The following is a 15,195-nucleotide window of genomic DNA, read 5'->3' as shown; positions in this document are numbered from 1 at the left end:
GACTTCAAGAAGTGAAGCCATAGGCTCTCTTCTGTCGCCCGGCATGTTCAGGTGGTGGCGCACTGTTTGATGTGCGCCACTGTGAGGAACACGATCAGGCGACGACACGAGTACCAACACCCCCCACGCTGCCCGCCGTCGGCGCCGGGCCCAGGAGCGCACCTTGACCAGCACAGCGAACGCACCCGCGGCGGGCGGTGGAAGCGCCCAGCCCGAGCACCTCGGGCACGTCATCTTCATCACCGCGGCCGCGGCCATGGGCGGTTTCCTCTTCGGCTACGACAGCTCCGTCATCAACGGCGCCGTCGAGGCCATCCGTGACCGGTTCGACGTCGGCTCCGCCGCCCTCGCCCAGGTGATCGCGGCCGCCCTCATCGGCTGCGCCTTCGGCGCTGCGACCGCCGGCCGCATCGCCGACCGGATCGGCCGCATCCGCTGCATGCAGATCGCCGCCGTCCTCTTCACCCTGAGCGCCATCGGATCCGCGACGCCGTTCGCCCTGTGGGACCTAGCCATGTGGCGCATCATCGGCGGCTTCGGCATCGGCATGGCCTCGGTGATCGGCCCCGCCTACATCGCCGAGGTCTCGCCGCCCGCCTACCGCGGCCGGCTCGCCTCCTTCCAGCAGGCCGCCATCGTCATCGGCATCGCCGTCTCGCAGCTGGTCAACTGGGGCATCCTCAACCTCGCCGACGGCGACCAGCGCGGCGAGATCGGCGGCCTGGAAGCCTGGCAGTGGATGCTGGGCGTCATGGTCGTCCCGGCCGTGCTCTACGGCCTGCTGTCCTTCGCCATCCCGGAGTCCCCGCGCTTCCTCGTCTCGGTCGGCAAGATGGACCAGGCCAAGACCGTCCTGCGCGAGGTCGAGGGCGAGCACATCGACGCCGACGCCCGGGTCCGCGAGATCGACGCCGCCATCCACTCGGAGCAGAAGTCGACCTTCAAGGACCTGCTCGGCGGTCGCATGGGCTTCCTGCCGATCGTCTGGATCGGCATCGGCCTCTCCGTCTTCCAGCAGCTCGTCGGCATCAACGTGATCTTCTACTACAGCTCCTCGCTGTGGCAGTCCGTCGGCGTCGACGCGAGCTCCTCGTTCCTGTACTCCTTCGAAACCTCGGTCGTGAACATCATCGGTACGGTGATCGCGATGCTGTTCGTCGACCGGATCGGCCGCAAGCCGCTCGCCCTCATCGGCTCCGTCGGCATGGCGATCTCCCTCGGCATCGCCGCCTGGGCCTTCTCCTTCCGGTCCGGCGTCGGCGACGACATCACCCTGCCGCACACCCAGGGACTCGTCGCGATCATCGCGGCCAACTTCTTCGTCCTCTTCTTCGCCCTGTCCTGGGGCGTGGTGGTCTGGGTCCTGCTCGGCGAGATGTTCCCGGGCCGCATCCGCGCCGCCGCCCTCGGCGTGGCCGCGGCCGCCCAGTGGATCGCCAACTGGGTCATCACCGTCACGTTCCCGACGCTGTCGGACTGGAACCTGTCCGGCGCGTACGTCATCTACGCGTTCTTCGCCGTGCTCTCGATCCCCTTCATCCTCAAATGGGTGCCGGAGACCAAGGGCAAGGCGTTGGAGGAGATGGGGTAAAGCACCCCCGCCACCACCCCTCTCCTCTCGTACGGGTACTGCCCCGGCTCAGTCCTTGAGCCGGGGCAGTACCCGTTCGCACAGCAGGTGCAGGCTGCGCCAGCCCTCGTCCGGCGGCATCCCGCCGCACAGGGGGTGCAGCACCAGGTTCCCCGCCTCGCCGGCGCCCTTCGCGTACGCGACCGCCTCGTCCGGGGTGAGGACGCGGTACACGCCCTCCGCGCGCAGTTCCTCCACCGTGCGCGCGCCCGACCGCACGGCGCTTCGGATGTCCTTGGACTGCCAGGACGCGTACATGCCCGCCTCGTGCAGGAAGCGCCCGCCGTGCTCGGCCCAGACCCGGTCCGGGTCCTCCGCGATGTGCAGCAGCGGGGTCTCGGCGGCCGGCATCATGCAGAAGCCCTCCGTCCCGTACTCCGCGAGCTTCGCCCGGTAGTACGCCTCCAGCTCCGGCAGGTGCGCGCTCGGGAAGAACGGAAGCCCCAGCCGGGCCGCGCGCCGCGCCGCCGCCTCGGAGCTGCCGCCGACGAGCAGCAGCGGGTGCGGCTGCGTGAAGGGCCGCGGGGTGACCCGTACGGTCCTGCCGCGGAACTCGAACGGCTCACCCGTCCACGCCTTCAGTAGGGTTTCCAGCAGCTCGTCCTGTAGCCGGCCGCGCCGGCCCCAGTCCACGCCGTGCTGCTCGTACTCCTCGGGCCGGTAGCCGATGCCCGCGACGGTCACCAGCCGGCCGCCGCTGAGCAGGTCGAGCACGGCGATGTCCTCGGCCACCTTCAGCGGGTCGTACAGCGGGCCGATGATCGCCGAGACGGTCACCGCGATGCGGCGGGTGGCGCCGAAGACGGCGCCCGCGAAGACGAAGGGGGAGGGCAGCCAGTTGTTGGCGGTGCCGTGGTGCTCCTCGGTCTGGACGGTGTCGATCCCGCGGTCGTCCGCGTACCGGGCCATCTCCAGAGCCGTCCGGTAGCGGGCGGAGAGCGACTCGGGGGTGCCGTTCGGGTCGACGAGATTGAACCGGGCCACGGTGATGGGCATGGAGGAGTCCCCCTTCGCCGGATGTGGGTGGGCGGGCGAAGGGGGACACTAACTGACGCAGCGTCAGTTGGGCAGGGTTCCGGCGGGCTCGCGGTCCTCGCCCGGCGCCCCGGCGGCGGCCGGGGCGGGCGTACGCGGCAGCACCGCGTACAGCACCGCGGAGGTCACGATGCCGGCCACCCAGCCGAGGCCGTTCTCCCCGATCCAGGTGGAGGACAGCGGCCCGCTGAACCAGTCCACCGACGTGAAGAGCAGGCCGGCCACCAGGGCGAGCGCCCACGCGGTCATCGCCTGCCAGGCGAAACCGCCCTTGTACCAGTAGGCGCTGGTCCGCGTGGTGTCCAGCAGCGCGGGGCCGTCGTAGGTCTCGCGGCGCAGCATGTCCACGCCGAAGACGCCGATCCAGGCGGAGAACGCCACGGCGAGCAGGGTCAGGAAGGAGATGAACGAGCCGAAGAAGCTGGTCGCGACCACCATCAGCAGGAAGCCGAAGACCAGGCTGATGACGGCGTTCACACTGACGGCCCAGGCGCGCGGGACCTTGATGCCGAGGGTCTGCGCGGTGAACCCGGCCGAGTACATCGACATCGAGTTGATCAGCAGCATGCCGACGAGCGCGATCAGCAGGTACGGGACCGCGATCCAGGTCGGCAGCAGGTCGCCGATGAAGGAGACCGGATCCTGCGCGGTGGCCAGGTCCGGCGTGCCCACGGCCATGACCGCGCCCATCAGCACCATCGGCAGGACGACCACGCCGGCGCCGCCGATCGTGGCGCCGACCATGCCCCTGGACGAGGCCGTGCGGGGCAGGTAGCGGGTGAAGTCCGGACCGGACGGAACCCAGCTGATGCCGCCGGCCGCGATGGTGCCGATGCCCGCGATCATCATCGCGGTGGAGCCGGCCGGCTTCCCGAAGACGGCGGACCAGTCGGTCGTGACGACCAGGTAGCCGAGGACCAGCACGCTGAAGGTGCCGAAGAGGTACGTGGACCAGGTGGAGCAGACGCGCAGCGCGTTGATGCCCAGGCCGGAGACCACGAAGGTGCAGCCCACGAAGAACAGCAGGGTGACCACGATCAGGGCGGTGCTGCTCTTGACGCCGAAGAGCAGGTCGAGCACGGTCAGCACGGCGTAGGCGCCGCTGACCGCGTTGATGGTCTCCCACCCCCAGCGCGCCACCCAGATCAGCGCCCCCGGGAACAGGTTGCCGCGCTGTCCGAACACCGCCCTCGACAGGGCCATGCCCGGAGAGCCGCCGCGCTTGCCGGCGATGGAGATCACGCCGACGATCCCGTACGAGACGACCGGGGCGGCCACCGCGACGACGAGCACCTGCCAGATGTTGAGCTTGTTGAAGATCACCAGGCCGGCGCCCATGGTGAGCAGCAGCACGCTGATGTTGGCGGCGACCCACGTCGGTACGAGCTCGCGCACCCGGCCGGTGCGCTCGCCGTCCGGGACGGGCTCCAGTCCGCGGGTCTCGATCGCGGTCTCTATCGCACCCTCGGCGGGCTCGGCAGGCATGCGGTACTCCGGTGGGGGAGATGGGGCGGGAAGTCGCCCATCATCGTAGATCTGCCACTAAGACCACAAATAGAGGATTCGGTCCTGGTGCGGCGCTCCCGGTTCCCGGGTCCGGAGCGCCCGTGGCCGATACTGGGGACGTTATGGAAATCCTCATCCTTGCTGTAGTCATCGCCCTGGTCGCGGTCGGCATGATCAGCGGGCTCGTGGTCAGCAGCCGCAAGAAGAAGCAGCTGCCGCCCTCGGCACCGTCGAGCACGCCGACCATCACTGCCCCGCCCGCCGAACCGCAGGTGGGGGAGGACGCCGCACCGACGGCGGAAGAGCCGCGCCGCACGATCGAGGAGGTCACCCTCCCCGACACCGCGGCCGCCACCGATTCCCCGGTCGCCGTCGAGGACCCCGTCGTCGAGGCGCCGGCCGCACCCGAGATCGAGGTGCCCGAGCCCACGGCCGGCCGCCTGATCCGGCTGCGCGCCCGCCTCGCCCGGTCGCAGAACTCGCTGGGCAAGGGGCTGCTCACGCTGCTCTCCCGCGAGCACCTCGACGAGGACACCTGGGAGGAGATCGAGGAGACCCTCCTCATCGCCGACGTGGGTGTCGTACCCACGCAGGAACTGGTCGACCGGCTCCGCGCGCGGGTCAGGGTGCTCGGCACCCGCACCCCCGCGGACCTGCGCGCCCTGCTGAAGGAGGAGCTGCTGACCCTGGTCGGCACCGACTTCGACCGCGCCGTGAAGACCGAGAGCGGCGTGGACACCCCCGCCGTCGTGATGGTCGTCGGCGTGAACGGCACCGGCAAGACCACCACCACCGGCAAGCTCGCCCGCGTCCTGGTGGCCGACGGCCGCAGCGTGGTGCTCGGCGCCGCCGACACCTTCCGCGCCGCCGCCGCCGACCAGCTCCAGACGTGGGGCGACCGGGTCGGGGCGCGCACCGTGCGCGGCCCCGAGGGCGGCGACCCGGCCTCGATCGCCTTCGACGCGGTCAAGGAGGGCATCGCCGAGGGTGCCGACGTGGTGCTCATCGACACCGCCGGCCGCCTCCACACCAAGACCGGCCTCATGGACGAGCTCGGCAAGGTCAAGCGCGTCGTGGAGAAGCACGGCCCGCTGGACGAGATCCTGCTGGTCCTGGACGCCACCACCGGGCAGAACGGCCTGACCCAGGCCCGCGTCTTCGCCGAGGTCGTGGACGTCACCGGCATCGTGCTGACCAAGCTCGACGGCACTGCCAAGGGCGGCATCGTCGTCGCCGTCCAGCGCGAGCTGGGCGTCCCCGTCAAGCTGGTCGGCCTCGGCGAGGGCCCGGACGACCTGGCCCCCTTCGAGCCGGAGGCGTTCGTCGACGCCCTGATCGGCGACTGACCGCCACGTCCGGGGGTCCCTGGCGCGCCCGTGCGCCCCGCGTGCCGCTCCCGTGCGGACTAGTCGCGCAGGCGGTGGCAGATGTAGGCGAGGGTGCCGAGCAGCAGCCGGGCCTGCGGCGGGTTTCCGGCGGAGTCGAGCGCCGGCGGGCGCAGCCAGCCGACCGGCCCGAGCCCGCCCCGGTCGGAGGGCGGGGCCGTCACGAAGGCGCCCTGGCCCAGCGCCCGCAGGTCGAGGTCGGCGTCGTCCCAGCCCATCCGGTACAGCAGCTGCGGCAGCCCCGCCGCCGCGCCCGGGGCCACGAAGAACTGCGCCCGGCCGTCGGGGGTCGCGGTGACCGGGCCGAGCGGCAGGCCCATCCGCTCCAGCCGGACCAGCGCCCGCCGGCCGGTCTCCTCGGAGACCTCGATGACGTCGAAGGAGCGGCCCACCGGGAGGAGCACCGCCGCCCCCGGGTAGTCGCCCCAGGCCTCGGCGACCTCGTGGAGGGTGGCCCCGGCCGGGACCGCGGGGGCCAGCGCCAGGGGGTGCGCCCCGGGAGCCGTACACCGCGCGTCGCCGCAGGAGCAGTCGCGTCCGGGGGCGGCGGCGCGGGCCCCGGGGACGGCGTCCCAGCCCCACAGCCCGGTGTACTCCGCCACCGCGGTGCACTCCGCGGTCCGGCCGCGGCGCCGGGCGCCGGAACGGAATTCCCTGGTGCTTCGGCTGCCGCCGATCGTGAAGCCCATGCCCATGCCCCCTCCAACGGGTCGGACGCGCCGGTGGTTACGACGTCCGCCGGACCTGCCGGCGGAGCTCCGCCGCGGGGTGCCCTCGGGGGGGCCGCCCGGCGCACTCCTCGCCGCGCGCGCCCCTGGCGCACTCCAGTCCAACCGATCCGTTTCACCTCGGTGTCAAGTGAATCGCGCCTGGCGGGTGGGGAGTTCATTCAAAGGGGTGGCGAATGGTGGCGTTTCCGCGGTCGACCTCGCGTAAGGCGTGATCGTAGGATTACTTTCGGTGTACGAAGCCCCAAGGTGGACCCGTACGTGGGTATGCCGGAGGCAATGTGTGAAGGACTTGTGAAGGTCCCTGGCGGCAGGTGCCGCCCCAGCCAGGGTTTCGTGTGGAAGAGGCGTGAGTGGATGGGGGCGTTCCAGTGAGCGGCAACGGCGCAAGCGGAACGAACGAGGAGTCTGCTGCGCGCAACGAACAGCTCAGCTCCTGGTTCGTCCGCAGCGGTTGGTCCAAGGGCGAGCTCGCCCGCCAGGTCAACCGCCGGGCCCGCCAGATGGGCGCCCACCACATCAGCACCGACACCTCCCGCGTGCGCCGCTGGCTCGACGGCGAACAGCCCCGCGAGCCCGTCCCGCGGATCCTCTCCGAGCTGTTCTCCGAGCGCTTCGGCTCCGTCGTCGCCATCGAGCAGCTCGGGCTGCGCACGGCCCACCAGACCCCCTCCGTCTCCGGCGTCGACCTGCCGTGGGCCGGCCCGCAGACCGTCGAACTGCTCGGGGAGTTCTCCCGCAGCGACCTGATGCTGGCCCGCCGCGGCTTCCTCGGGCCCTCCCTCGCCCTCTCCGCCGGCCCCGCCCTCATCGAGCCCATGCAGCGCTGGCTCGTCCCCGTACCGCCCGCCGAGCCCGGCCGGCGCGAGGCGGGCCCGTCCGGCTCCGCGGGCGGCTCCCGGGCGCCCCGCCTGTCCGAGCCCGAACTCGACCTGCTCGACGCGACCACCGTGATGTTCCGCAAGTGGGACGCCCAGTGCGGCGGCGGCTTACGCCGCAAGGCCGTCGTCGGCCAGCTCCACGAGGTCACCGACCTGCTCCAGGAGAACCACCCGGCCCCGGTCATGAAGCGGCTCTTCAAGGTCGCCGCCGAGCTCGCCGAACTCGCCGGCTGGATGAGCTACGACATCGGCCTGCACCCCACCGCGCAGAAGTACTTCGTCCTCGCGCTGCACGCCGCGAAGGAGGGCGGGGACAAGCCGCTGGGCTCCTACATCCTCTCCGGCATGAGCCGCCAGATGATCCACCTCGGCCGTCCCGAGGACGCCCTGGAACTCATCCACCTCGCCCAGTACGGCAGCCGCGACTGCGCCGGCCCGCGCACCCAGGCCATGCTGTATGCGATGGAGGCCCGCGCCTACGCCAACATGGGACAGCCCAGCCGCTGTAAGCGGGCCGTGCGGATGGCCGAGGACACGTTCTCCGAAACCGGCTTCACCGACGAGCCCGAGCCCGACTGGATCGGCTTCTTCTCCGAGGCCGAGCTGAACGGCGAGAACTCCCACTCGTACCGTGATCTGGCCTACGTGGCCGGGCGCAGCCCCGCGTACGCCTCCCTCGCCGAGCCCGTCATGGCGAAGGCCGTCGAGCTCTTCGAGAAGGACGAGGTGCACCAGCGCTCCTACGCCCTCAACCTCGTCGGCATGGCCACCGTCCACCTGCTCCAGCGCGAGCCGGAACAGGCCGCCGTCCTCGTCGGCCAGGCCCTCGACGTGGCGGGAAAGGTGCGGTCCGAACGGGTGAACACCCGCCTGCGCAAGACCGTCGACGCCGCCGCCCGTGAATACGGCGACGTCGCCGACGTGGTCCGGCTCACCGACCACCTCGCCTCCCGGCTCCCCGAAGCCGCGGAGGCCGTCTGACGGCCCCAGCGGCCGTCCCCGAGGCCCCGGCCGCGGCAGTTCACCCCGTGAAGCCCGATCAGGCTCCCCCAGCCAGGACGTCCGGGTACTGCCGCGGCCGGCTGCTCTTCGCCGCCGGACCACGGCCGCTCCCGCGCGGGCGGCGGGCCGCCGCCGCGGTCACCCGATCGGCGGATACGGCGTTCATCGTCCCGTAACAGCCCCGACCTCTTCGTCATCGCGGCGAAACACTGAGCGGTGCCGCCGGAAACCGGCCTGCGTGAATCTCAGGGCAATAACCGGCCAGCCCCCACCAGGCCGGAGCCCTTAACGCCGCTCAGGTTTTCACGATCGCCCGCACGCGAACGTACCGACGACGAGGAGACGCCGATGGCATCAGCCATCACGACCCTCGCGGCAGACGCCCCGACGCTGTCTGCCGCGAACACCGGGTTCATGCTCATCTGCTCCGCCCTGGTCATGCTGATGACCCCGGGACTCGCCTTCTTCTACGGAGGCATGGTCCGCGTCAAGAGCAGCCTCAACATGCTGATGATGAGCTTCATCAGCCTCGGGATCGTCACGATCCTCTGGGTCCTCTACGGCTTCAGCCTCGCCTTCGGCACCGACTCAGGCTCCCTGATCGGCTGGAACTCCGACTACGTGGGCCTCAGCGGCATCGGCATCACCGAGCTGTGGGACGGCTACACCATCCCGGTCTACGTCTTCGCCGTCTTCCAGCTGATGTTCGCCGTCATCACCCCCGCCCTGATCAGCGGCGCCCTCGCCGACCGCGTCAAGTTCAGCGCGTGGGCCCTGTTCACCGCCCTGTGGGTCACGGTCGTCTACTTCCCCGTCGCCCACTGGGTGTGGGGCGCCGGCGGCTGGCTCTTCGAGCTCGGCGTCATCGACTTCGCCGGCGGCACCGCCGTCCACATCAACGCCGGCGCCGCCGCCCTCGGCGTGATCCTGGTCATCGGCAAGCGCGTCGGCTTCAAGAAGGACCCGATGCGCCCGCACAGCCTCCCGCTCGTGATGCTCGGCGCCGGCCTCCTGTGGTTCGGCTGGTTCGGCTTCAACGCGGGCTCCTGGCTCGGCAACGACGACGGCGTCGGCGCGGTCATGTTCGTCAACACCCAGGTCGCCACCGCCGCCGCCATGCTCGCCTGGCTCGCCTACGAGAAGCTGCGCCACGGCTCCTTCACCACACTCGGCGCCGCCTCCGGCGCGGTCGCCGGACTCGTCGCCATCACCCCCTCCGGCGGTGCGGTCAGCCCGCTCGGCGCGATCGCCGTCGGCGCCATCGCCGGTGTGCTGTGCGCCATGGCGGTCGGCCTCAAGTACAAGTTCGGCTATGACGACTCCCTCGACGTGGTCGGCGTCCACCTCGTCGGCGGTGTCGCCGGCTCCCTGCTGGTGGGCCTCTTCGCCACCGGCGGCGTCCAGTCCGACGTGGCCGGCCTCTTCTACGGCGGCGGCCTGGAACAGCTCGGCAAGCAGGCCATCGGCGTCTTCGCCGTCCTCGCCTACTCTCTCGTGGTGTCCGCGGTCCTCGCCTTCCTCCTCGACAAGACGATCGGGATGCGGGTCACCGAGGACGTCGAGGTCGCCGGCATCGACCAGGTCGAGCACGCCGAGACCGCCTACGACTTCAGCGGAGCCGGTGGCGGCGCCGCCTCGCGGAACACCGCCGCCCCCGCCCCCGCCGCGAGCAAGAAGGTTGACGCATGAAGCTGATCACCGCGATCGTCAAGCCGCACAAGCTGGACGAGATCAAGGAGGCCCTCCAGGCCTTCGGAGTCCAGGGCCTCACGGTCACCGAGGCCAGCGGCTACGGCCGCCAGCGCGGCCACACCGAGGTCTACCGCGGCGCCGAGTACCAGGTCGACCTCGTACCCAAGATCCGCATCGAGGTGCTGGTCGACGACGCGGAGGCCGAGGATCTGATCCAGGTCATCGTGAGCGCCGCCCAGACCGGCAAGATCGGTGACGGCAAGGTGTGGAGCGTCCCCGTGGACTCGGTCGTACGGGTCCGCACCGGCGAGCGCGGCGCTGACGCGCTCTAGGTGACGGGAGCTCCTGGGTGACGAGCGTCGAAGAGACCACGGACCACACGGCCGACTCGGGACCCAGCGGATACGCCGCGGCCCGGCTGCGACTCCTCCAGGAGGAGTCGCGGTCCGGGCCGTCACGGCGTTCCGCCCTGGCCGGGCTGACCGACGACTGGCTGAACGGCCTGTTCAAGACCGCCGCACGGGAGACGGGCGTCCGGGGCGCCGCCCTGGTGGCCGTCGGCGGCTACGGACGCGGGGAGCTCTCCCCGCGCAGCGACCTCGACCTGGTGCTGCTGCACGACGGCAAGGCCGGCGCGCAGGCGCTGAGCGCGCTCGCCGACCGGATCTGGTACCCCGTGTGGGACCTGGGCCTCGCCCTCGACCACTCGGTACGGACCCCGGCGGAGGCTCGCAAGACCGCCGCCGAGGACCTGAAGGTGCACCTCGGACTGCTCGACGCCCGGCCCGTCGCCGGTGACGCCGGGCTGCTGGCCGGTCTGCGGACCTCGGTCCTCGCCGACTGGCGCAACCAGGCCGCCAAGCGGCTCCCGCAGCTGCACGCGCTGTGCCGCGAGCGGGCCGAGCGGGCCGGGGAGCTCCGCTTCCTGCTCGAACCCGACCTCAAGGAGGCCCGCGGCGGCCTCCGGGACGTCACCGCGCTGCGGGCGGTCGCCGCCTCCTGGCTGGCCGACGCCCCCCGCGAGGGCCTCGGCGAGGCCCGGCGGCGCCTGCTGGACGCGCGCGACGCCCTGCACCTGGTGACCGGCCGGGCCACCGACCGGCTCTCCCTCCAGGAACAGGACCAGGTCGCGGGACAGCTCGGACTGCTCGACGCGGACGCCTTGCTCCGCCAGGTCTACGAGGCCGCGCGCGTGGTCTCGTACGCCGGCGACGTGACCTGGCGCGAGGTCGGACGGGTCCTGCGCGCCCGCGCGGCCAGACCCCGGCTGCGCGGCCTGCTCGGCACCCGGGGCCAGGCCGCCACCGAGCGGGCGCCGCTCGCGGAGGGCGTGGTGGAGGCCGACGGCGAGGCCGTACTGGCCCTGGCCGCCCGGCCCGACCGGGACCCGGTGCTGCCGCTGCGGTTCGCCGCGGCCGCCGCGCAGGCGGGCCTGCCCGTCTCCCTGCACTCCGTACGCCGGCTCGCGGCGCAGGCCAAGGCGCTGCCCGTGCCGTGGCCCGCCGAGGCACGGGAGCAGCTGCTGACGCTGCTGGGCGCGGGGGAGCCGATGGTCGGCGTCTGGGAGGCCATGGAGGCGGAGGGGCTGATCACCCGCCTGCTGCCCGACTGGGAGCGGGTCCGCTGCCGCCCGCAGCGCAACCCCGTCCACACCTGGACCGTCGACCGGCACCTCATCGAGACGGCCGTGCGGGCCTCGGCGCTCACCCGCCGGGTCGGCCGCCCCGACCTGCTGCTGACGGCCGCCCTGCTCCACGACATCGGCAAGGGCTGGCCCGGCGACCACTCGGTGGCCGGCGAGACCATCGCGCGCGACGTCGCCGCCCGCGTCGGCTTCGGCGCCGAGGACGTGGCCGTGCTGGGCACGCTCGTACGCCACCACCTGCTGCTGATCGACACCGCGACCCGCCGCGACCTGGACGACCCGGCGACGGTCCGCGCGGTCGCCGAGGCCGTGGGGTCCCCGTCCACGCTGGAGATTTTGCACGCCCTCACCGAGGCGGACGCCCTGGCCACCGGGCCCGCCGCGTGGAGCACCTGGCGGGGATCGCTGGTCGCCGACCTCGTGGCCCGGGTCGCCGCCGTACTGCGGGGCGCGACCCCGGCGGTACGGGAGCTGGAGATCCCCACGACCGAGCAGGAACGCCTCGCGATCGAGGCCCTGCGCACCCGGGAGCCCGTGCTCGCCCTCCACGCCCGCCGCGAGGAGGACGACGCGGTGGGTGTGGAACTGGTCGTCGCGGTCCCGGACCAGCCGGGGGTCCTCCCCGCGGTGGCCGGGGTGCTGGCCCTGCACCGGCTCACCGTACGGGCGGCCGAACTGCGCTCCCTGGAGCTGCCCGACCAGCTGGGGGAGGTGCTGGTGTTCCGCTGGCGGGTCGCGGCGGAGTACGGCTCGCTGCCGGAGTCGGCCCGGCTGCGCACCGACCTGATCCGGGCCCTGGACGGCTCGCTGGACGTCCCGGCGAAGCTGGCGGACCGCGAGGCGGCATACCCGCGGCGGCGCGGGGTCGTGCCTCCGCCGCCCCGGGTCACCGTGGTCCCGGACGTGTCCTCCCTGGCCACGGTCCTGGAGGTGCGCGCCCCCGACGCGGTCGGGCTGCTGCACCGCATCGGCCGCGCCCTGGAGGCGGCGGGCGTCCGGGTGCGCAGCGCCCACGTCTCGACGCCGGGCGCCGACGCGGTGGACACCGTGTACGTGGTCGACGGCGACGGCAAACCCCTGCCGGCCGCGGGAGCGGCGGCCCTGGCCCGTTCGGTGCAGGCCGCGCTGGCCTGAGCGCCACGCGCCGCTCCGGCGCGTTCCCCGGGGGTCCGCCCCCGGGGAACGCGCGGGCGGAGAGGGGAATGCGGCCCGAAGGGCCGGGCCGGCGGCGCGGCCCGATACCCTGGTGGACGACCACACCGCCCCCGACCCGAGGAATCGCGACCACCGTGTTCGATACGCTCTCCGACCGCTTGGCGAATACCTTCAAGGGCCTGCGCGGCAAAGGCCGGCTGTCCGAGGCTGACATCGACGCAGCGGCCCGGGAAATCCGTATCGCGCTCCTCGAGGCCGACGTCGCCCTCCCCGTCGTCCGCTCCTTCATCGCGAACGTCAAGGAACGCGCGCGCGGCGAAGAGGTCAGCAAGGCCCTGAACCCGGGCCAGCAGGTCCTCAAGATCGTCAATGACGAGCTCGTCACGATCCTCGGCGGCGAGACCCGGCGGCTCCGGTTCGCCAAGACCGCCCCCACCGTGATCATGCTGGCCGGCCTCCAGGGCGCCGGTAAGACCACCCTCGCCGGAAAGCTCGGCCTGTGGCTGAAGGGGCAGGGCCACTCCCCGCTCCTCGTGGCGTGCGACCTCCAGCGCCCCAACGCCGTCAACCAGCTTTCCGTCGTCGCCGAGCGCGCGGGCGTCGCGGTCTACGCGCCCGAGCCGGGCAACGGCGTCGGAGACCCGGTCACGGTCGCCAAGGACTCCATCGAGTACGCGCGCACGAAGCAGTTCGACATCGTCATCGTCGACACCGCCGGCCGTCTCGGCATCGACGCCGAGCTGATGCGCCAGGCCGCCGACATCCGTGACGCGGTCAGCCCCGACGAGATCCTCTTCGTCGTCGACGCGATGATCGGCCAGGACGCGGTCAACACCGCGGAGGCCTTCCGCGACGGCGTCGGCTTCGACGGCGTCGTGCTGTCCAAGCTCGACGGCGACGCCCGGGGCGGCGCCGCGCTCTCCATCGCGCACGTCACCGGCAAGCAGATCATGTTCGCCTCGAACGGCGAGAAGCTCGACGAGTTCGACGCGTTCCACCCGGACCGCATGGCGGGCCGCATCCTCGACATGGGTGACATGCTCACCCTCATCGAGCAGGCCGAGAAGACCTTCTCGCAGGCCGAGGCCGAGAAGATGGCGGCCAAGCTCGCCAAGGGCCCCAAGGAGTTCACGCTCGACGACTTCCTGGCCCAGATGGAGCAGGTCCGGAAGATGGGCTCCATCTCCAAGCTGCTCGGCATGCTCCCGGGCATGGGCCAGATCAAGGACCAGATCGCCAACATCGACGAGCGCGACGTGGACCGCACCGCCGCGATCATCAAGTCGATGACCCCGGCCGAGCGCCAGGACCCGACGATCATCAACGGCTCGCGCCGCGCCCGCATCGCCAAGGGCTCCGGCACCGAGGTCAGCGCCGTCAAGTCGCTCGTCGAGCGCTTCTTCGAGGCCCGCAAGATGATGTCCCGCATGGCGCAGGGCGGCGGCATGCCGGGGATGCCGGGCATCCCCGGGATGGGCGGCGGCCCCGGCCGGCAGAAGAAGCAGATCAAGCAGGCCAAGGGCAAGCGCAAGAGCGGCAACCCGATGAAGCGCAGGGAAGAGGAGGCCGCCGCCGCGGCCCGCCGCGAGCAGGGACCGCAGGCGATCGAGCCCGCGCCCGCCGGCAACCCCTTCGGGCTTCCCGCGGGCGGCCAGGACGGCGGGGACTTCGACCTTCCCGACGAGTTCAAGAAGTTCATGAAGTAACGGCCGCGGCGGTCGCCCGGCCGCCGCGCAGGAGGGCCCCGCCCGGGAACGCACCCGGACGGGGCCCTCCCGTTTCCGCGGCGGCCCGTTACGCCACCCGGGCGATCACGTACCGGAAGATGTTCGGCAGCCAGACGGCGCCGTCGGTCCGCTCGTACGGGTGAAGGGCCTCCGTCAGCTCCTTCTCCGCGAGCGAGGAGTCGGCCGTCCCGCAGGGCGCGGCGCCGGCCGCCCCGGCCGCCCCCTCGTCCCCGACGGGGTACAGCCCCGTCGACAGCAGCCCCCGCACCGCGCTGTCCACGTCCGCGTACCCGAACGGGCAGAACACCCGCCCCGAGCCGTCCGGCCGCAGCCCGGCCCGCTCCACCAGCGCGTCCAGGTCCCGGGGCGCCGGACCGCCGCCCAGCACCGACGGCACCGTGCAGCGTTCCGCCGGGCCCCAGTCAGCCAGCACCACCGCCCCGCCCCGCCGGACGGCCGGCAGGGCCGCGGCCAGGGCCTCCGGGTCAGGGGAGAAGGCGAGCAGGGCGTCGTACGGGCGGGCGGGCGCCGGCGGGTCCTCCAGCACCTCCAGCAGCCGTTCGCGGGCCAGCGCCCGCCGGGCCGGATCCGCCTCCACGCCCGTGGCCGCGGCTCCCCGCCCGGCCGCCAGCAGCAGGGGCAGACCGGCCCCGCAGTCGAGGTCCAGCAGCCGGTGTCCCGGCCCGACCTCCAGCCGGTCGTAGACCGCCTCGTACAGCGGTACCAGCATCCGTTCCTGGATCTCCGCCCAGTCCCGGGCGACGAGCGTCGCCGTCGGCGTCGATGTCATCGAAAGAGCGCTCCTGATT

At 72.4% G+C, this 15,195-nt stretch carries 11 protein-coding genes; 7 read left to right on the top strand and 4 right to left on the bottom strand.

The window, feature by feature from the left end; translation table 11 throughout:
- Positions 1 to 163 precede the first annotated feature (163 nt).
- A complete protein-coding gene (locus tag ACFWTC_RS08775; RefSeq protein ID WP_383921184.1) occupies positions 164 to 1,591 on the top strand; it encodes a sugar porter family MFS transporter in 1,428 nt (475 codons plus the stop codon).
- A 48-nt stretch (positions 1,592 to 1,639) separates the two neighbouring features.
- On the opposite strand, the gene ACFWTC_RS08770 is transcribed toward ACFWTC_RS08775, so the two are convergent.
- Positions 1,640 to 2,626 (bottom strand): LLM class flavin-dependent oxidoreductase, encoded by a 987-nt coding sequence (locus ACFWTC_RS08770; RefSeq protein ID WP_383921187.1) that lies wholly within the window; start codon positions 2,624 to 2,626, stop codon positions 1,640 to 1,642.
- 63 nt (positions 2,627 to 2,689) lie between these two features.
- Positions 2,690 to 4,150, bottom strand: coding sequence for a cytosine permease (locus tag ACFWTC_RS08765; RefSeq protein WP_383921190.1), 1,461 nt, complete (start codon positions 4,148 to 4,150; stop codon positions 2,690 to 2,692).
- A 143-nt stretch (positions 4,151 to 4,293) separates the two neighbouring features.
- On the opposite strand from ACFWTC_RS08765, the gene ftsY reads away from it, so the two are divergent.
- The gene (gene ftsY / locus ACFWTC_RS08760; RefSeq protein WP_383921192.1) at positions 4,294 to 5,517 is read left to right on the top strand and encodes a signal recognition particle-docking protein FtsY; all 1,224 of its coding nucleotides are present in this window, start codon (positions 4,294 to 4,296) and stop codon (positions 5,515 to 5,517) included.
- Positions 5,518 to 5,576: 59 nt separating this feature from the next.
- Here ftsY and ACFWTC_RS08755 read toward each other — a convergent pair whose 3' ends face one another.
- The gene (locus ACFWTC_RS08755; protein ID WP_383932278.1) at positions 5,577 to 6,245 is read right to left on the bottom strand and encodes a bifunctional DNA primase/polymerase; all 669 of its coding nucleotides are present in this window, start codon (positions 6,243 to 6,245) and stop codon (positions 5,577 to 5,579) included.
- A gap of 410 nt (positions 6,246 to 6,655) precedes the next feature.
- Here ACFWTC_RS08755 and ACFWTC_RS08750 point away from each other — a divergent pair, with 410 nt between their 5' ends.
- From ACFWTC_RS08750 to ffh, 5 genes are all read left to right on the top strand, one after another.
- Positions 6,656 to 8,146 (top strand): hypothetical protein, encoded by a 1,491-nt coding sequence (locus ACFWTC_RS08750; protein WP_383932280.1) that lies wholly within the window; start codon positions 6,656 to 6,658, stop codon positions 8,144 to 8,146.
- A 369-nt stretch (positions 8,147 to 8,515) separates the two neighbouring features.
- A complete protein-coding gene (locus ACFWTC_RS08745; protein ID WP_383932282.1) occupies positions 8,516 to 9,856 on the top strand; it encodes an ammonium transporter in 1,341 nt (446 codons plus the stop codon).
- Positions 9,853 to 10,191: a P-II family nitrogen regulator gene (locus tag ACFWTC_RS08740; protein ID WP_383932284.1), complete on the top strand. Its 339-nt coding sequence runs from the start codon at positions 9,853 to 9,855 to the stop codon at positions 10,189 to 10,191. The genes ACFWTC_RS08745 and ACFWTC_RS08740 overlap by 4 nt, the downstream gene beginning before the upstream one ends.
- 17 nt (positions 10,192 to 10,208) lie before the next feature.
- Complete coding sequence (locus ACFWTC_RS08735; protein ID WP_383932286.1) at positions 10,209 to 12,638, top strand: [protein-PII] uridylyltransferase; 2,430 nt, start codon at positions 10,209 to 10,211, stop codon at positions 12,636 to 12,638.
- Between the two features lie 155 nt (positions 12,639 to 12,793).
- A complete protein-coding gene (ffh, locus tag ACFWTC_RS08730; protein ID WP_383932288.1) occupies positions 12,794 to 14,365 on the top strand; it encodes a signal recognition particle protein in 1,572 nt (523 codons plus the stop codon).
- 88 nt (positions 14,366 to 14,453) lie between these two features.
- Here the strand turns inward: ffh and ACFWTC_RS08725 are convergent, their stop codons facing one another.
- A complete protein-coding gene (locus ACFWTC_RS08725; protein WP_383932290.1) occupies positions 14,454 to 15,176 on the bottom strand; it encodes a methyltransferase type 11 in 723 nt (240 codons plus the stop codon).
- Between the last annotated feature and the right edge of the window lie 19 nt (positions 15,177 to 15,195).

The sequence above is a fragment of the Streptomyces sp. NPDC058619 genome, from assembly GCF_042717785.1.
Classification (GTDB): Bacteria; Actinomycetota; Actinomycetes; order Streptomycetales; family Streptomycetaceae; genus Streptomyces.
This window is presented reverse-complemented; position numbering and strand designations above follow the sequence as displayed.

Coding starts and splice junctions, on each gene's coding strand:
- ACFWTC_RS08770 (WP_383921187.1), bottom strand. CDS start 2,626: ATGCCCATCACCGTGGCCCGGTTCAATCTCGTCGACCCGAACGGCACC.
- ACFWTC_RS08765 (WP_383921190.1), bottom strand. CDS start 4,150: ATGCCTGCCGAGCCCGCCGAGGGTGCGATAGAGACCGCGATCGAGACC.
- ftsY (WP_383921192.1), top strand. CDS start 4,294: ATGGAAATCCTCATCCTTGCTGTAGTCATCGCCCTGGTCGCGGTCGGC.
- ACFWTC_RS08755 (WP_383932278.1), bottom strand. CDS start 6,245: ATGGGCTTCACGATCGGCGGCAGCCGAAGCACCAGGGAATTCCGTTCC.
- ACFWTC_RS08745 (WP_383932282.1), top strand. CDS start 8,516: ATGGCATCAGCCATCACGACCCTCGCGGCAGACGCCCCGACGCTGTCT.
- ACFWTC_RS08740 (WP_383932284.1), top strand. CDS start 9,853: ATGAAGCTGATCACCGCGATCGTCAAGCCGCACAAGCTGGACGAGATC.
- ACFWTC_RS08725 (WP_383932290.1), bottom strand. CDS start 15,176: ATGACATCGACGCCGACGGCGACGCTCGTCGCCCGGGACTGGGCGGAG.